Here is a 19,466-nt window from a genome sequence, read left to right as displayed (position 1 = left end):
CGTGTGTATATAAGACCGTACAATAGTAAAATTGTCCATTGTGTTGATTTGTGCTTTTCTTAACAAAGTATCTATAATCCTGACTCTTTTTAACATGTTTACATTTGTTATTTATTGTTTTTCAACAAGTTAAAAAATGACAATTGACTTTTTCAAAAACATGTTAATTTTACATTTATGAGTAAAGAAAAATCAAAAGGTCTTGCCCTACATTGGAAGATTTTAATTGGTATGGCATTAGGAATTGTCTGGGCATTTATTTCAATCTATAAAGGATTCAATGAATTCACTAATGATTGGATTGCGCCTTTTGGAACCATCTTTATTCGTGCACTTAAGTTTATAGCTATTCCTTTGGTAATGTTTTCTATCATAGTTGGAATATCTTCATTACATGATATAAAAAAATTGGGTAGGGTAGGAGCTAAAACACTAGGAGTTTATTTAATTACTACGGTTTTAGCTGTTTCAATAGGTTTAATATTTGTAAATATTGCCCGCCCTGGAGATGCTATTTCTGAAGAACAAAAAATTCACAATAGAATTGAATATGAATTGTGGGTTAAGTCGCTTGATGGTGCAGTTGAATTCAAAGATGATATTAGATTATCTGAAGATCCAAAATATGCTGCTATCGTTGAGAAGATTTCAGGTGAAGAAGTTGTTGTTGATGAAAATGTTGCTAAAGTCCAATCTGCTGCTGATGCCAATAAAGATGCAGGTCCATTGTCTGCACTGGTAGATATGGTTCCTGAAAATATTGTGCTTTCACTTGGGAATCCTAAATTGATGTTACAAGTAATTGTGTTTTCTATCTTTTTCGGAATATGTCTCCTTTTTATTACTACAGAAAAATCTGCGCCAGTTATTAAAGTTTTTGATGGAATCAATGAAGTATTTTTAAAAATGGTAGATGTTGTAATGAAAGGGGCGCCTTTTTTTGTTTTTGCCTTGATGGCAGCCAAACTTTCATCAATGGCAAACTCAATTGATGAACTTCTTGATTTATTGGCTTCTTTGGGACAGTATTCTCTCGTAGTGATTGTAGGACTTTTATTCTTGATTTTTATGTACCCATTACTTGTGTCAATGTTGGTTAAAAAAATTAAGTATGCTGAGTTTTGGAGAAAAATTTCGCCGGCTCAATTAACAGCCTTCTCTACAAGTTCGTCTGCTGCTACTTTGCCTGTTACAATGGAATGTGTTGAAGATGGGGTAGGAGTTAAAAAAGAAATTTCAAGCTTTGTTTTGCCTATTGGCGCTACTGTTAATATGGATGGAACTTCATTGTATCAAGCTGTAGCTGTGATTTTTCTTGCTCAATTGCATGGTATTGATTTAGCATTAGGTGAACAATTGATTATCGTTATGACTGCTACTTTAGCATCAATAGGTTCTGCAGCAGTGCCTAGTGCGGGTCTTGTAATGTTAATGATGGTGTTAATTTCTGTAGGATTGAATCCAGCTTGGATTGCAATAATAATTCCGGTTGACCGAATTTTAGACATGTGTAGAACAGTCGTAAATGTTACTGGTGATGCATCCGTAACAACCATTATTGCCGCAAGTGAAAATGAACTTAAAACAGAGAGTTAACCTAGAGAAGTAATTTTAACTTCACTTATTTCTCCTTCAGTATCAACAACTAATTGAAAATCTTTGCTTTTTTCAGTTTGTTCAAACTGAATGGTAGTATCTTTTGTAAATACCTTTCCATCAGTATTGATAACTTCTACCTGAAACGTAATTTCCTGGTCCATGCTGGAAGTATTCTGAGCATCCATAATAACCAGTGTCTGTTTTCCCAAAGATTCCCAGCCTTTTAATTGATAAGTGTACTGAGCTTGCGAAATATCTTCGTTTTGTTTTTCAGAACAGCTTATAAAAGTCACAGCAATAAATAATATGTAAAGTAAGCGTGTCATCTTACATTATTATACTACAAAAAGTGAAAAAGGTTTAATTTGAATAGAAAACTCAGTTATTACCGATCATTAATTCCTGATTTTGTAGTTGACCTAACCATTCTTCAGCATCCTCTATTTTGGTAAACACTTTAGTAGGAACTACAGGCTTTTGAAATGATAAAAACAAGTTTGCCAAAAGTTTTTTTGATATCGAATTGATAATTATTGCGTCTGCTTTTTTATAAAAAGATCCTTCAAGGCTTGTTACGATTTCTCTGGCTTCTTTAGATGTAACTGTATTAGCACCAATATTGATTAAATTGTAAAAGCTTTTGCCATTACCCAATTTGAGGGCTGCTTTTTTAAGTTCTTGGGCATCTACTTTTCCAAAGTTTTGATTACTGTCAACATTAATAAATAAAGTATTCTCATCCTTAATTTGAACAGTGGAAATTCTACAATTAATCTCTTTCATGGGTTTGTTTATTGCGTTGCAAATATATTATCCGGCTTTTGATTTAGAAAGAGAAATTAGGTACTCTGACCTATTATTTAGACGAATTCCAAATAAAAACGGATGAGTGTTTTACCCATCCGTTTCTCTATAAAAATGATAAATTATTTTTTACAATTTATTAGCAAGTTAACATCCCGCCGCAAACATTGATTGTCTGTCCAGTAACATAGCTAGATAAATCAGATGCCAAAAACACTGTAGTTTTCGCTACATCTTCCGGGGTTCCACCTCTTTTCATAGGGATACCATCTCTCCATCCTTGTACAACGTTTTCATCTAAGGCTGCAGTCATTTCGGTTTCAATAAATCCAGGAGCAATAGCATTACATCTAATGTTTCTAGAACCTAATTCTTGCGCCACAGATTTTGTAAATCCTAACATACCTGCTTTAGATGCAGCGTAATTAGCTTGACCCGGGTTACCTGAAACACCAACTACTGAACTCATATTAATAATCGAGCCTGATCTAGCCTTCAACATTGGTCTCATAACGGCTTTAGTTAGGTTGAAAGTAGATTTAAGATTGACGTCAATAACTGCATCCCAATCTTCTTCACTCATTCTCATTAAAAGATTGTCTTTTGTTATACCTGCATTATTAACCAAAATATCGATCGTACCAAATTCTTCTACAACAGCATCTGCTAAATCTTGTGCAGCTTGAAATTCTGCAGCGTTAGATTTAAAACCTTTAGCAACACCACCATTCGCAGTTAACTCAGCTTCTAAAGCTTTGGCTTTTTCATCAGATGACAAATAAGTAAAAGCAACTTTGGCACCTTCTTTTATAAATTCTTGAGCAATTGCCTTACCAATTCCTCTTGAAGCTCCGGTAATAATTGCAACTTTTCCGTCTAATAATCCCATTTTAATTTTTTTTCAAAGATAATTTAATATCTCTTTTTTTAGAGATTCATTTATGAAATGTCTCCTGTTTCAATAAAACTTTTAATCATGTCATAATCTTGGGTTTCAAAAAAAATTATACATTAGTTCTATATTTAATAACCAGATACCCATTGCTTTAATTGAGATTTATGCAGTTGATATAAATCTTTTAAGAAAGTGATAAACGTCACTTTACAATCTTTCTCCCTTTTTAACCTTTGTATCGTATATATTATTTAAACCTATGAGAAAACTCTACGTTTTATTGGGAATTATAGCTATTAGTATTTCATTCTCAACTCACGCACAAGTCCCTACATGTGGGACAGATGTACCATACTTTCAAGTGGATTTAACCGGACAACCTGATGGTGTTTGGGAGTCTCCTTCACATTCGAGGCTAGGAAATTGTTGTGGTACTTCATCTCCGGATAGATGTACATCTTTTGAAATTATTTTGGACACAGGTGCCACAATGATCAATTTTGAAATTGCTTCAGGAGCTATTCCTCCCGGATCAATGTTTTATCAAATTGGTTGTGGTCCGCAAGTTCCGGTTGGTGATGCAATTTGTATTAGTGGGGTAGGTCCTCACTATCTTACTTTTTGTAAACCTGGAAATAATGAAAATACGTACAGAATTACTTCTATACCTAAGCCAACTTTTCCAAAAGATGATTCAACCAGAATTGGCTGTACACTTCCGATTGAAATACTTGGTTTAGAAAATATTACCATAAATTCTATTTCTCCGGGAACTCCTGGGCAATACAACTCATATTTAAGTTGTCTTGACTGCGGAACGCCAAATTTTGAACCTGGTTTATCTGCTCCGGCATTTATAGATTACGAAATATGTGGTACTCCAACGGCATCTGCTTGTGGGTATGTTTATACTTGTGATACTGTAAGATTATATGCTTTTCAAGCGTTAGATGGGTCAGTAACTCCTAATCCTGCAGAGTTTTGTAGTGGAGGAGGAGGAGTTGTATTAACTGCATCTGCAACAGGAGGTGATGCAGTTTATTCATATGAATGGTACAATAGTTCCTCTGTTTCAGTTGGAACAGGTTCGGCATTCAATGCGACAACACAAGAAAATTTCACAGTTAAAATTAGTGATGGTTTGGTAAGTCCAACTTGTCCATCAGAATACATTACAGTTCCCGTTACTGTTGGTTTACCTCCGACAGTAAGTGCAGGAATAGATCAAACTTTATGTGCAAATGATCCTGAGGTGTTTTTAAGTGGTTCGGTTACTAATGCGGATGGCGCAGTATGGACAGGAGGTACAGGAACATTTAATCCAAATGATTCTACTGTATTTGCTTCATATATGCCTACTTCTGCTGAGTTGACAGCAGGTTCGGTTACATTAACTTTGACTTCTTATGGTGCCGGTGGTGGATGTACTGAGGATTTTGATCAGGTAACTATTTTCTTTTCAGATACAGTTGACATTTCATTTACTTCGCCAACTTTGAATTGTTACAATTCTACGGGTGCTTTAACAGCTAATGCAAGTTCAGGAACTGCTCCTTATACCTACTTCTGGAGTACAGGAGCAACAACTAATTCAATTTTTGCTGGTGACGGAACATATTGGGTGGAAGTTACTGATGCAATAGGATGTTCGCATACAGAATCAGTTACTTTAACGGCTCCTTCTGAAATGAATTTAACTATGTCAAGTACTGATTGTTCTTTTGACGGAGCAAGTGATGGTACTGCATCTGTTGCTGTAGCAGGAGGAACTCCGGCTTATACTTATTCATGGGGAACTGGAGGAACAGCCGCTACTGAAACTGGATTGAGTTATGGTGTAGCAACAGTAACAGTTACTGATGCAAATGGATGTATTAAAATAGGGAGTGTAGTTGTTAATGAACCGCAATGTTTAGCATTCTCAGTTGCAGCATCTTCTACAAATGTTTCTTGTTTTGGAGGAAATGATGGGACAGCTTCTGCCGTGGCAGCAGGTGGTTTACTTCCTTATTCTTATAGTTGGAACACTTCACCGGTATCTGCAGGTACACCAATTAGTGGATTGTCTGCCGGTACTTATACTGTAACTGCTACAGATGGAAATGGATGTGTTGATTTGGCTACAGTTGCTATTACTGAACCAACTCAACTTACAAATACAATGACACATACCGATATTGCGGTTATTGGTGCTAATACTGGGGTGGCTACAGCTAACCCTTCAGGTGGTACCCCAGGATATTCTTATTTATGGACTCCCGGAGGTGAAACAACACAATCTATAATAAATCAGTTTGCAGGTACATATTATGTAGATATTACAGATTCAAAATTTTGTTCAATTTCTGATAGTGTCATTATTAATGAGCCGCCTTGTAACAATTTAGACATAGGTTTAGTTTATTCAGACATTACTTGTAATGGAGCATCAGATGGAAAAGCTACTGTAGTAGTAGCACACGGAACTGCACCTTACACTATTACTTGGAGTGATGGTCAAACCGGTACAACTGCTACTAACCTTTCAGCAGGTTCATACACGGTAACTGTGACGGATGCATCAAATTGTACAACATTCGAAAACTTTACAATTACTGAGCCTTCAGCACTAAGTGTTGGTTTAACGCCTACTGCTATTTCATGTTTTGGATACGCTAATGGTACGATTGATTTAACAGCTACGGGTGGTACTTATCCTTACTCATTTTCATGGGAAATTGGAGGTGTAGTAATAACTAAAGCAGAGGATTTAGTTAATCTAAAGCCAGGAACATATTCGGTTACAGTAACTGATGCTAATGGATGTGTAGAAACAGCTTCAGTTGGTATTACGCAACCTGCTCAAGTAGCTGCAACAGCAACTAAAATAAATGCTTTGTGTAATGGTGACTCTAATGGATCTATTGATGCTACTTCTACTGGTGGAACTGCTCCTCATTCATATTTATGGCAAGGTCCTTTAGGATTTACATCTACTTCTCAGGATATTTCAAGCTTATCAGCTGGTTTATATACACTTCAAGTAACAGATTTAAATGGATGTACTTTAGTAACTCCATTGGGGGTTTACATTGATCAGCCTGATACTGTTATTATTCATAATATTTCAGTTAGCTGTCCAACTCCTGGTGCAACTAATGCCAATGTAGTTGTTGATAGTGTTACTGGAGGAACAGAAGATCTTTATGATATTTCATACGATAACGGTACTACATTTAATGGTTTAGGGAATTATACAGCAACACTTCCGACAGGAGCTACTTATCAGGTTGTTGCAAGAGATGCAAATGCCTGTGCTACTGTTAATCCGTATGTTTTAACTATTGATCCTGTCGTTACTATCACCAATGTAACTTTTGATCCTTGTATTCCTGCAGGAGCTACGGATATTCCTGTTACAGTTGCTGCAACTGGAGGTGATGGAGGTCCTTATGAGGTGTCAACTGATAATGGGGCAACATTCAATGCTGCTGGAGTTATGACCATTAACCTTGCAGTTGGAAACTCTTATAATATTGTAGTAAGAGATGCAAAAGGATGTTTGACAGTTGCAACTAGCATTACTATTCCTAACGAATTAATTGCAACAGGAGTCATTCAAAATGAAGTAAGTTGTCTTGGTGAATCTGATGGAAGCATTGATTTAACAGTTACTGGTGGAACTACCGCATATACATTTGCTTGGACTGGTCCAAACAGTTATACAGCTACAACTGAAGATATTTCGGGATTATTTGAAGGAACCTATGATGTAATAGTTACTGACGCAAATGGATGTACAGCTAATGAAAGTGTTGTCTTAACTACTTTTGTAGATGTGACAAACCCTACAATTACTTGTCCATCAGATATTTCACAATCTAATGATGCAGGTGTTTGTGGAGCATTAATTATTTATGCAACACCGGTTGGTGTAGATAATTGCCCACTTGGAGTTTCTACAATAATGACTACTGGTTTAACTTCTGGCTCAACATTCCCAATCGGAACTACATTAGTAACTTATGAAGTAACTGATAGTGCAGGTAATACTGCAAGTTGTAGCTTCAATGTCACAATTAACGATACAGAAAACCCAACCATTACTTGTCCTGCTGATGTAACAGTTTCAAATGATGCCGGAACTTGTGAATCTGCTACTGTTACACTTGGTACTCCAACAACAGGAGATAATTGCGGTGTAGCAACAGTAACAAATGATGCACCGGCAACATTCCCTGTAGGAACAACAACAGTAACATGGACAGTAACAGATATTAATGGGAATTCGGCTACCTGTACACAAGATGTAACGGTAAATGATAATGAAAATCCAACAATTACTTGTCCTGCAGATGTAACAGTGTCTAATGATGCAGGAGTTTGTTCAGCAACTGGAGTAACGTTAGGTACTCCAACAACAGGAGATAATTGTGGTGTGGCAACAGTAATAAATGATGCACCAGCTACATTCCCAGTAGGAACAACAACAGTAACCTGGACAGTAACAGATATTCATGGAAACTCAGTTACTTGTACACAAGACGTAACAGTAAATGATACTGAGAATCCAACAATTACATGCCCAACAGATGTGACTGTAAATAATGATCCTGGAAATTGCTCAACTGACATAGTAAATATCAGTTTAGGAAATCCAACAACAGGAGATAATTGTGGAGTAGCGACAGTAACAAATGATGCTCCTGCAACATTCCCTGTAGGAACAACAACAGTAACTTGGACTGTAACAGATATTCACGGAAATACTGCTACCTGTACTCAAGATGTAACAGTTAATGACAACGAAGATCCGATTGTTACTTGTCCAGCTGATGTAACGGTAGATAGTGATGCCGGATTATGTGAGGCAACAACAGTAACTTTAGGAACTCCTACCACTTCTGATAATTGTGGTGTAGCAACGGTAACAAATGATGCACCGGCAACATTCCCAGTAGGAACAACAACAGTAACATGGACAATTACAGATATTCATGGTAATTCAATCACTTGTGCGCAAGATGTAACAGTGAATGATAATGAAAATCCAACAATTACTTGTCCTGCAGATGTAACAGTGTCTAATGATGCAGGAGTTTGTTCAGCAACTGGAGTTACTTTGGGTACTCCAACAACAGGTGATAATTGTGGTGTGGCAACAGTAACAAATGACGCTCCAGCTACATTCCCAGTGGGAACAACAACAGTAACCTGGACAGTAACAGATATTCATGGAAACTCAGTTACTTGTACACAAGACGTAACAGTAAATGATACTGAGAATCCAACAATTACATGCCCAACAGATGTGACTGTAAATAATGATCCTGGAAATTGCTCAACTGACTTAGTAAACATCAGTTTAGGAAATCCAACAACAGGAGATAATTGTGGAGTAGCGACAGTAACAAATGACGCTCCTGCAACCTTCCCTGTAGGAACAACAACAGTAACTTGGACTGTAACAGATATTCACGGAAATACTGCTACCTGTACTCAAGATGTAACAGTTAATGACAACGAAGATCCTTCTATCATTTGTCCTGGTGACGTTACAGTAGATAGTGATGCTGGATTATGTGAAGCCACTACTGTTAACTTAGGTACCCCTTTCACAAATGACAATTGTGGTGTAGCAACGGTAACAAATGATGCACCGGCAACATTCCCTGTAGGAACAACAACAGTAACATGGACCGTTACAGATATTCATGGTAATTCAATTACTTGTGCGCAAGATGTAACAGTGAATGATAATGAAAATCCAACAATTACTTGTCCTGCGGATGTAACAGTATCTAATGATGCAGGAGTATGTTCAGCAACTGGAGTTACTTTGGGTACTCCAACAACAGGTGATAATTGTGGTGTGGCAACAGTAACAAATGATGCTCCAGCAACCTTCCCTGTAGGAACAACAACAGTAACCTGGACAGTAACAGATATTCATGGAAACTCAGTTACTTGTACACAAGACGTAACAGTAAATGATACTGAGAATCCAACAATTACATGCCCAACAGATGTGACTGTAAATAATGATCCTGGAAATTGCTCAACTGACTTAGTAAACATCAGTTTAGGAAATCCAACAACAGGAGATAATTGTGGAGTAGCGACAGTAACAAATGACGCTCCTGCAACCTTCCCTGTAGGAACAACAACAGTAACTTGGACTGTAACAGATATTCATGGAAATACTGCTACTTGTACACAGGATGTAACTGTTAATGACAACGAAGATCCAACTTTAACTTGTGCTCCTGATCAGACAGAATATGCTGATAACAACTGTGAACATGCTATTTTAGATTATACTTTGCTAGCAACATATTCAGATAATTGTGGAGCAACAATTAGTCAATCTCCGGTAGCAGGTACTTTAGTATCAACCGGTGATACTACAATTGTTCTGACCGTAATAGATAATGCAGGTAATACTGTAAGTTGCTCATTCAATTTAACAGTGTTAGATACTATTAGCCCAGTATTTTCTGGATGTCCTTCCGATATTTTGGTAAACAGTGATCCTGGAAATTGTTCGGCAGTGGTTAGCTGGACGGCGCCAACATCTGTAGATAATTGTGGTGATACAATCACTAGTAACTTCAGCTCAGGAGATACATTCCCTGTAGGAACTACAACAGTGGTGTATGTCGCAACTGATCTTTCAGGAAATACAGATACATGTTCATTTGATGTAGTAGTTACTGATAATGAGGCACCTGTCTTAACATTCTGTCAAGCAGATACTAGTTCATGTGATTCAATTATCTTGTATGATCTACCAACAGCATCTGATAACTGTGGTGTAGATACAATTATTCAAACTGCAGGTTTAGGATCTGGTGCTGTATTCCCTGTAGGAACAACTACAGAGACATATGAAGTAACAGATATTCATGGAAACGTATCTATTTGTTCTTTCACTGTGACAGTTCATCCAAAACCAACAGCAACAGGGGTAACTACAGATGTAACATGCTTTGGATTGTCAGATGGATCAATTGATTTAACTCCAGCTGACGGAACTGCTCCTTATACTTTCTTATGGAGTAATGCAGAAACAACAGAAGATGTTACAAACTTAGGTCCTGGTGATTATTCAGTAACTGTTTATGACGCCAACTTATGTCAGTTTGATACTTTGTTTACTGTGGCTGAATCTGACACAATACAAGTTGACGTTACCTATGGAAATGTAAGTTGTTTTGATTCAACAGATGCTTACATCAATATTATTCCAACTGGTGGTACAATGCCATATATGTATAACTGGAGTAATGGAGATACACTTCAAAATATAGATTCATTGTCAGCAGGAATTTATGACTTGACATTGACAGATGATAAAGGATGTATCTATCAATTGTCTGTTGAGATACTTGAGCCGGATTCAATGTTTGCAGTATCAGTATTGGAGCATGCAACTTGTTTATCAGCAGATGGTTCAATTGATTTAACTCTTCATGGTGGAACATTGCCATACACTTATAACTGGAGTACTGGTGATACACTTCAAGATATTGATAGTCTGGCAGCTGGAACTTACTCAGTTTTAGTGACAGATGTAAATGGATGCTTCTTGAATTACGAAGATTCTGTGTATGCCATAAATCCACTTGGCATAAGTCATGAGATTGAAGATGTAACATGCTATGGAGATGAAAGCGGAAGCATTGATATTGAAGTTACAGGAGCTGTTTCTCCTGTGGTTTATAACTGGTCTAATGGCGATACAACTGCTCTTATAACAAATCTTGTAGCAGGAAACTATTATGTTACAGTAACTGATAGTAATGGATGTGTGATTTCGGACACAATGGATGTTTATCAACCTGATTCATTATACCTTGAGTTTATTCACTCAGAGTATGACGGAGGCTTTAATGTAAGTCATTACCTAAGCGAGGATGGCTGGATTGATATGTCAGTAATTGGTGGGGTTTCTCCTTATTCTTACACTTGGTCAAATGGATCAACTGACGAAGATATCGAAGATTTAACGGCAGGTTTGTATACAATAGTAGTAACAGATGCCAATGGATGTTCAGTGTTTGGAAGTGATTCACTAATACAACCACTTGAGCTTGAAATGCCACAAGGATTCTCTCCAAATGGTGATGGTTACAACGACTATTTCGTAATCCATGGAATTGAAGTATATCCGAATAATGAGTTGTTGATTTACAATAGATGGGGTAACCTGGTTTACTCTACAACAGGGTACAATAACGATTGGGAAGGATTAAACAATAAAGGAAAGAAACTACCTGATGGTACCTATTTCGCAATCTTAAAGATTGATGAATTAGAACAGCCATTGACAGGATATATTGATTTAAGAACTGTTAGAAATAAATAATAAAGAAACTAGAGAAGGTATGAAAACAATGAAAGTAATATTAATAGCATGTTTGACACTTCTGGTGGTAGACAATGCTAAGGCTCAGCAGGAGCCAATGGTGAGTCAGTACATGTTTAACGGACTGTTTCTTAACCCTGCTTATGCCGGTAGTCAGGAATGCATAACTACAACTATGCTTTTCAGAAAGCAATGGGTAGGTTTTGATGGATCACCATATACATTTACAGCCGCAGCAGATATGCCCTTGGTAGATAACAAAATGGGAGTAGGTTTAGTTGTGTCAAACGATAACATTGGAGTTACCAACCAAACTGATATCGTAGGAAACTATTCTTATAACGTTAAGTTATCTGAAGAAGGTAAATTGGCATTTGGTTTAAAAGCCGGAATGTCCATTTATTCAGCTAAAGTTTCTGAATTAACTACCTGGGATGAGTCAGACCCAATGTTTGGGTCAGATATCCGCGGACAAGTAATTCCTAAGTTTGGATTCGGAATGTATTACCATCAAAAAGAAAAATGGTATGCTGGAATTTCAATTCCAACTCTTTTAGCTTACGAAAAAGGAATGGGATTCTCTTTCAATATTAACAAGACATCTTTTATGAGAAGACACTTGTTGATTACAGGAGGATATATTTTTCAGGCAGGCGAAAATGTAAAGTTAAAGCCAAGTATTTTGATGAAGTATATTACAGGTGCTCCATTTGAAGCAGACATTAATTTTAGTGCGTTGTTTAAAGAGACAATCTGGGTTGGAGCTTCATTTAGAACAGGTGATGCATTAGTAGCATTATTGGAGTATCAGGCTTCGAATAGTTTTAGAGTGGGTTATGCCTATGACATAACATTTTCAAATATCCGTAAGTACTCTGCAGGATCTCATGAAATCATGATTGGATATGATTTTGGTAAAGGAGATACTAAAGAAAAAACACCTAGATATTTTTAGTAAAACAGATTAAAAAGAGCATTTCATGAGAAATATATTTTATAGCAGCTTAATAGCGCTAATTGGGATTGTATTGGTTGGGTGTAGTGCAGAGAAGTATTTTAATGAGGGGGATAAACACTATGAATATTTAAGATATTCTGAGGCAATAGCATCCTATGAAAAAGGAATTAAAAAGGATAGAAACCTTGAAGTTCTTGAGAAAATGGGTAATGCCTATTATTTCATGGGCAAGTATGAAAAAGCAATGGAGCTTTATGAAGAGTGCATGGCAAATAAAAGTGCAGCTGACAAGTTGAATTTTTACTATGCACGAGCTTTAATGGCTACAGGAAAAACTAAAGAAGCAAAAGGCTATTTAACAAGATATCTTTTGAGACATCCAAATGATGTGGTTGCAGGTATGTTATTATCATCTGTAAACTCTATCAATGAACGTTATATAGATACAAGTCTCTTTACATTAGAAAAAATTCCTACAGATGATTTCACCGGAGCTTTTAGTGCGGTTGAATACAGAGATGGAATTGTTTTCTCAGGAGAAAAGGAAGTATTTAGAGGATCAAAACAAAGTCCTTGGACCGGTAATTCATATTTGGATTTGTATTACATGGAAAAAGACGAAGATGGGAACTGGTTGTCCCCGGAAATATTGCAAGGAACTATCAATGGAAAATTTCATGAGGGTCCTGCATCTTTTTCTAAATCTGGAGATGTAGTGTACTTTACAAGAAGTAATTACTTCAAACGTAAAATGGAAATTAGCAATGAAGAGGAAAATAACTTGAAAATATTCATTGCAAAATCAGAGGATGGAAAATGGAAACATTTGGAGGAGTTGCCATTTAATTCAGATAATTACTCATGTGGGCATCCTGCTTTGGCAAGTGATGATAAAACCTTGTATTTTGTTTCTGACATGCCTGGAGGTTATGGAGGTACGGATATTTATGTTACTAGATTTGAAAACGGTGAGTGGACAAAACCGGAAAATTTAGGAGAGACAGTAAATACGCCGGGTAATGAGATGTTTCCATATATGCATGATGATGGAATATTATACTTCTCTTCTGATGCACACAATTCAATGGGTGGGTTAGATGTGTTTTTAACCTATGAATACAATGGGCGTTGGATGAAGCCTGAAAACTTGAATTATCCTCTTAATTCCTTAAAAGACGATTTTAGCTTTGTGTTGTCTGAAGATAATACAACAGGGTTTGTAACGTCTTCTAGAGCGAATAAGGATGAATTATATGAGTTTAAGAAAAATGCACCAACATTTATTCTGTATGGTAGAGCAAGAAAAAAAGATTCATTTGATCCAGTTGCAGGAGTTACGGTTGAGATTACTAGAGGATCTGATGGAAAAGTGATTACAATGACCAGTGATAAGGATGGTAAATTTGAATATCAATTAGACGTTGAGGAAGAATACCACTTATTGTGCACTAAAATTGGATGTTTTACGAGAACGGATAAAGTATCTACAAAAGGGAAGAAGTATTCAGAGAATTTTTACGCCGATTTCATTGTTGAAGAAATTGAACTGAACAAACCAATTGTACTGGAAGATATTTTTTATGACTTTGATAGATGGAACATTAGACCTGATGCAGCAACGGAATTGGATAAGTTAGTGAAGCTTTTAAAAGATAATCCTACTATTCATATTGAAATGGGATCTCACTGTGATGCCAGAGGGAAAGATCATTACAATCAGGTATTGTCTGATAAGCGTGCATTAGCTGCAGTAAGATATCTTATCTATAAAGGTATTGCAGCTGATAGATTGAGCTGGAAAGGATACGGAGAAACTGTTCCGAGAAATCAATGTGTTAACGGAGTTAAATGTTCTGAGGAGCAACACCAAGAGAACAGAAGAACAGAATTTAAAGTAACTAAGTTATAGACGACTTATTCTGAAAAGGAAGCAAAAAAAAGCCTGATGAATTCATCAGGCTTTTTTTTAATTGTCTTGTGCGTCTGCAGGTGGTTCAACCAAAATTCTACCGCAATGCTCGCAAACTATGATTTTCTTTCTTGCTTGAATATCAATTTGTCTTTGAGGCGGGATTTTGTTAAAACATCCACCACATGAATCTCTTTCAATTGAAACAACAGCTAATCCATTTTTTGAGTTATTTCTCAATCTTTCGTAAGCTGTAACCAATCTCTCTTCAATTCCTTCTTTCGCTTTTTCAGAATCTTTGATCAATTTTTTCTCGTCCTTCTCAGTTTCAGATGAGATATCGTCAAGTTCTTTTTTCTTGATCTCTAAATCCTTCTTGCGTTCTTTTAACTTCTCGTCAGCAACTTTGATAACTTCAGCTTTGTGCTCAATGTTAGCTTTAGCTTCGTTGATTTTTTTCTCAGAAAGTTCAATTTCTAATTCTTGAAATTCAATCTCTTTAGAAATAGAATCAAATTCTCTGTTATTTCTAACGTTTTTTTGCTGTTCGTTATATTTCTTGATAGCAGCTTTAGCGTCTTTGATCATATTTTTACGATCAGACATTAACTTGTCTAAAGCGTCATTTTCTTCATTTAACTTGGCTAATCTCGTCTCCAATCCTTCAATCTCAGCCTCCAAATCTTCTACTTCTAAAGGCAATTCACCTCTTAAAGTTCTGATTTTATCAATTTGAGAGTCGATTTGTTGTAAAGCGTAAAGACTGTTAAGCTTTTGCTCTATGGTGTTTTCAGCAGTTTTTTTCTTCGCCATTTTATCAATAATAATTTACCGGATTTGTGTTTTCTTCCGTCAAATAGAGTGCAAATGTACTAAATTTTTTTCTGATCATATCAGCAATTAGATCAATTGTGAATTGCTCACTTTCATAATGACCAATATCAGCAATAATTATTTTGTCTTCTGCATCAAAAAATTCATGGTATTTAAAATCTCCGGTAATGAAAATATCGGCCTCTGATCTAATGGCATTTTTTAATAAAAAACTACCTGAACCACCACACCAGGCTACCTTTTTTATAGGTTTATTGAATAGTGCTGTGTGTCTGATACATCCCGTTTTGAAGGTGTTTTTAAGGAGTGCAAGAAATTCTTTTTCATCCATAGGATGTTCCAATTCTCCTACCATACCTGACCCTTCAAATTTATTTTGATTATTTAAAGGAACCAAGTCATAAGCTACCTCTTCATAAGGATGGGCAGCTAACATTGATCTTACCACTTGTGATGAGATATGATTACTAATTAAAACTTCAATTTTAATCTCCTCTTCTTGATGTCTACTGCCTTTTTCGCCATAGGCAGGGTTTGAATTCTCGTTGCCTTTGTAGGTACCTAATCCATCACTGTTGAAACTGCATTCAGAATAATTTCCAATATTGCCCCCTCCTGCACTGAATATTGCGTTTTTAACAGATTCTGCAGCATCCTTAGGTGTAAAAACAATTAGCTTTTGTAAAACATCATTAGCAGGAGATAATATTTCAGTTTTATTAATTCCGATTAAATCTCCAATTTTTTTGTTGACACCATTCTGGTAATTGTCCAGGTTAGTGTGAATTGCATATAAACAAATGTTGTTTTGAATGGCTTTAATTACTGTTCTTTCAACATAATTTTTACCGGTCAAACGCTTTAATCCTTTAAATACAATTGGATGATGTGAAATAATTAAGTTGCACTTTTTATCTATAGCTTCCTGAACAATTTCTTCAGTACAATCCAATGAAACCAAAACTCCGGTAATTTCAACATCTGGGTTTCCAGCTATCAAACCTGAATTATCATAACTTTCCTGGCTACTCAAAGGAGCTAAGGATTCTAAATAATTGGCAACTTCTTTTACTTTCATATAACAAAGATAATCAAGCTAAAATTCTATTTTTGGCAATTGCACTGAAATATAGCAGATGGAAACTTATCAATTTAAAGGATTACTCACAAATGAAGGATGGCTGGATGACGCTTTTATTACTGTAAATGATAAAGGCATAATAACGGCGATAAGTCAGCAATTTACGGGTAAGGCTAATAAGTTAAATGTTTATGCTATTCCTGGTTTTCAAAATGCACATTCACATGCTTTTCAGTATGCCATGGCAGGATTAGCTGAAATTCATTCGACCGATAGAACACCTGATGATTTTTGGTCATGGAGAGAAGCAATGTATCAATTAGCCTTAAGTATTTCGCCAGATCATTTACAAGCTATTGCACAGCAATTGTATTCAGAAATGTTAAGACATGGGTATACAAATGTTGCCGAATTTCATTACGTACACCACGATAAGGATGGAAAACCTTATGCCAATATTTCAGAAATGGGTGAACGTCTGGTAGCGGCTGCATCTACTGTGGGAATAGGGATTACGTTGGTTCCGATTTTTTATCAAAAAGGAGGGTTTGGGAAGAATCCAACAGAAGGGCAAAAAAGGTTTATATCCGCAACAATTGAAGATTATTACACTTTATTAGAAGCATCCGAAAAATCTTGTTCGTACTATTCGCACGCCAATGTTGGTATTGGAATTCATTCAATGAGAGGAGTAGAGCCCACTGATATTGTTAAGGTTGCAGAGCAGGGTAGGCAGGATGTACCTTTTCATATTCATATTGCAGAACAATTAAAAGAGATTGAAGATTGCCTAGATTATTTGGGAAAAAGACCAGTTGAATGGTTGCTAGATACAGTAAACTTGAATGATAGATTTCATTTAGTTCATGCTACACATCTAACAAAACAGGAAACTCAATTATTAGCCGATAGTAGAGCAAATGTTGTTTTGTGCCCATCAACAGAAGGGAATTTAGGAGATGGCATTTTTCCTTTAAGAGATTTTATTTCCATGAATGGAGCATGGAGCATTGGTACAGATTCTCATATTGGATTAAACCCTTTTGAAGAGTTGAGGATTTTGGATTATGGACAACGATTAACATCTCATAAAAGAAACACGTATTACACTCAAGAGGAGGGAGATGCAGGAAAGTTTGCAATCAATCAAAGTTTAATAGCTGGTAGAAAAGCAATGGGAAATAATGAGTCTATTTATTTTAAAATAGGAGAACCATTGGATGCTGTGTTGATGGATGCTTCAAGTGCACTGATACAAACTTCAAAAGAAGCCAATTTGGCAAGTACATTTGTTTATAGCACTGATGTAAGTATGCAATATGGTACTATTTCAAAAGGTAAGTTGGTAGTAAAGGAAGGAAAGCACTTCCTTGCCAATTCAACAAGTGCAAAATTTGTAAAAGCAATTACTCAGTTGGGAAATCGTTAGCGTAAGATTCATTGATAATTCTTTCCACCTTATCACCGTGTTTAACCACTTTTTTTGCCCACTGTAATTTAATAGCGGTTTGCTCATCTTGTGATAATTGCCAATTCACCTTTTCTTTTCTGATTCGATCTGTGAGTGCATAAAGCGCCAATGCTACAGAAACAGAAATGTTATAACTTTCAGTGAAACCATACATAGGTAACTTTACAGCTGCATCTGAATGCTCAATTGCTATGTCGGATAATCCGGTTAATTCTGTTCCAAACAATAGTGCTACCGGTTGATCAAGCGGTAATTCATCTATTAAACAGTCATTTTCATGTGGAGTTGTTGCCACAATTTTATATCCCCGACTTTTTAAATGATTAATTGTTGCAACGGTATTGTTTTCTAATTGATTGTATTTGTTGATGTTGAGCCATTTTGAAGAACCCATATCAATGTCCTTGTTGGGCTGATATTTATTTTCGTTTTCTATGATATGAACATCTTGAATTCCAAAGCAATCGCAAGATCTTAAAACTGCAGCTGCATTATGTGGTTGGAATATATTTTCTAATGCAATGGTAACATATCTGGTTCTATCAAGAACAATGTTCTCAAATAGATTTTGCTTGTTTTCAGATATATGCTCATAAAATTTATTGAGCATCCATTCATTTTTAGTCATATCACAAATTTATAGAAACAAAAAACCCCCGCTATTGCGGGGGTCGAAATTTATAAAAACTAATGTTATTAGTTTACCTTTTTAGAAAGGTCAGCTCCTGCTTTAAACTTAACAACGTTTTTAGCAGAAATTTTAATTTCTTTTCCTGTTTGAGGGTTTCTTCCTGTTCTAGCAGCTCTTTTAGAGATTGAGAAAGATCCAAATCCTACTAAAGAGATTTTGTCTCCTTTTTTCAATGCAGTCTCAGTTGCAGCGATAAATCCTTCTAAAGCTCTTTTTGAATCTGCTTTCGACAATCCTGATTTTGATGCAATTGCATCTACTAATTCTGATTTGTTCATAATCAATTTTGATTTTTGTCACGTATTATACGTGACTGGTTAAACAATTTTTTAATAACAGGACAAATATATTCGAATATCCATACCACACAAGGGTTACAGCACAAATTACCCCCATTTTGTTAATAAATTCGGCAAAATGTTGATAAAGTCGACTAAAACACCTGATTTTATAAGGGTTTGCGACCTTTTTATTGTTCATCCAGAAAGATTCTGTCTTTGCCAGCAAATTTTGGTGATTGTATAGACAAAACTTTAATAGGTTTAGATGAAAGTACTTTTAGTGCGTGTGGAGTATTTTTTGGAATGCTGAAATAATCACCTTTTTTAATGACGAATTTTTCGTCACCAACAGTCATTTCCCCTTTTCCTTCTAATACGTAAATGTTTTCGGTGTGGTGAGCGTGCTTGTGTGGACGAACCGATTCTTTTACCCAAATGACAAATGATGTCTGTAATGAATCATCAGCAATTTTTTTTACATGGATGTTGTCATAAGATGAATCGGGTTTAATGTCTTTTGTATTATATATGTCTTGAGCGAAAATAACCAGACCAAAAATCAACGAAACAAACAACATTCCTTTTTTCATCTTGCT

13 protein-coding genes are annotated in these 19,466 nt (G+C 36.0%); 5 read left to right on the top strand and 8 right to left on the bottom strand.

The genetic code is table 11. The annotated features are described in order from the left end of the window. Window positions 1-177 precede the first annotated feature (177 nt). A complete protein-coding gene (locus K6119_RS03880; RefSeq protein WP_221835539.1) occupies window positions 178-1,596 on the top strand; it encodes a dicarboxylate/amino acid:cation symporter in 1,419 nt (472 codons plus the stop codon). Here K6119_RS03880 and K6119_RS03875 read toward each other — a convergent pair. From K6119_RS03875 to fabG, 3 genes are all read right to left on the bottom strand, one after another. Further along, window positions 1,593-1,925 carry a hypothetical protein gene (locus K6119_RS03875; protein WP_221835538.1) on the bottom strand — a complete coding sequence of 111 codons (333 nt, stop codon included), beginning with the start codon at window positions 1,923-1,925 and terminating at the stop codon, window positions 1,593-1,595. The two genes, K6119_RS03880 and K6119_RS03875, sit on opposite strands and share 4 nt — an antisense overlap. A 52-nt stretch (window positions 1,926-1,977) precedes the next feature. Next, entirely contained in the window at window positions 1,978-2,382 is a 405-nt protein-coding gene (locus tag K6119_RS03870; RefSeq protein ID WP_221835537.1) for a DUF7793 family protein, read from the bottom strand. Between the two features lie 160 nt (window positions 2,383-2,542). Beyond that, window positions 2,543-3,292, bottom strand: a complete 750-nt coding sequence (gene fabG / locus K6119_RS03865) for a 3-oxoacyl-[acyl-carrier-protein] reductase (protein WP_221835535.1) — start codon at window positions 3,290-3,292, stop codon at window positions 2,543-2,545. Window positions 3,293-3,557: 265 nt separating this feature from the next. Here fabG and K6119_RS03860 point away from each other — a divergent pair, with 265 nt between their 5' ends. The 3 genes from K6119_RS03860 to K6119_RS03850 are packed head-to-tail and all read left to right on the top strand — an operon-like array spanning window position 3,558 to window position 14,512. After that, window positions 3,558-11,645 (top strand): HYR domain-containing protein, encoded by an 8,088-nt coding sequence (locus K6119_RS03860; RefSeq protein ID WP_237828089.1) that lies wholly within the window; start codon window positions 3,558-3,560, stop codon window positions 11,643-11,645. Between the two features lie 28 nt (window positions 11,646-11,673). Then, window positions 11,674-12,600 (top strand): PorP/SprF family type IX secretion system membrane protein, encoded by a 927-nt coding sequence (locus tag K6119_RS03855; protein ID WP_221835531.1) that lies wholly within the window; start codon window positions 11,674-11,676, stop codon window positions 12,598-12,600. Between the two features lie 25 nt (window positions 12,601-12,625). After that, window positions 12,626-14,512 carry an OmpA family protein gene (locus K6119_RS03850; RefSeq protein ID WP_221835529.1) on the top strand — a complete coding sequence of 629 codons (1,887 nt, stop codon included), beginning with the start codon at window positions 12,626-12,628 and terminating at the stop codon, window positions 14,510-14,512. Between the two features lie 57 nt (window positions 14,513-14,569). On the opposite strand, the gene K6119_RS03845 is transcribed toward K6119_RS03850, so the two are convergent. Continuing rightward, window positions 14,570-15,325 carry a zinc ribbon domain-containing protein gene (locus K6119_RS03845; RefSeq protein WP_221835528.1) on the bottom strand — a complete coding sequence of 252 codons (756 nt, stop codon included), beginning with the start codon at window positions 15,323-15,325 and terminating at the stop codon, window positions 14,570-14,572. 4 nt (window positions 15,326-15,329) lie between these two features. Then, complete coding sequence (locus K6119_RS03840) at window positions 15,330-16,424, bottom strand: Nif3-like dinuclear metal center hexameric protein (protein ID WP_221835527.1); 1,095 nt, start codon at window positions 16,422-16,424, stop codon at window positions 15,330-15,332. A 58-nt stretch (window positions 16,425-16,482) separates the two neighbouring features. On the opposite strand from K6119_RS03840, the gene hutF reads away from it, so the two are divergent. Next, entirely contained in the window at window positions 16,483-17,856 is a 1,374-nt protein-coding gene (hutF, locus tag K6119_RS03835) for a formimidoylglutamate deiminase (protein ID WP_221835525.1), read from the top strand. Here the strand turns inward: hutF and K6119_RS03830 are convergent. The 3 genes from K6119_RS03830 to K6119_RS03820 form a co-directional block, all read right to left on the bottom strand. Next, a complete protein-coding gene (locus K6119_RS03830; protein ID WP_237828088.1) occupies window positions 17,834-18,508 on the bottom strand; it encodes a TrmH family RNA methyltransferase in 675 nt (224 codons plus the stop codon). The genes hutF and K6119_RS03830 overlap by 23 nt on opposite strands. Before the next feature lie 86 nt (window positions 18,509-18,594). After that, window positions 18,595-18,867 carry an HU family DNA-binding protein gene (locus K6119_RS03825; protein WP_221835523.1) on the bottom strand — a complete coding sequence of 91 codons (273 nt, stop codon included), beginning with the start codon at window positions 18,865-18,867 and terminating at the stop codon, window positions 18,595-18,597. Window positions 18,868-19,058: 191 nt separating this feature from the next. Further along, entirely contained in the window at window positions 19,059-19,460 is a 402-nt protein-coding gene (locus tag K6119_RS03820; RefSeq protein ID WP_221835522.1) for a cupin domain-containing protein, read from the bottom strand. Window positions 19,461-19,466: the final 6 nt, after the last annotated feature.

Origin of the sequence: Paracrocinitomix mangrovi (assembly GCF_019740355.2) — a bacterium.
GTDB classification, from domain to species: Bacteria; Bacteroidota; Bacteroidia; order Flavobacteriales_D; family Crocinitomicaceae; genus Paracrocinitomix; species Paracrocinitomix mangrovi.
Note: the sequence above shows the minus strand (reverse complement) of the source record. Positions and strands in the feature narration are given on the sequence as shown.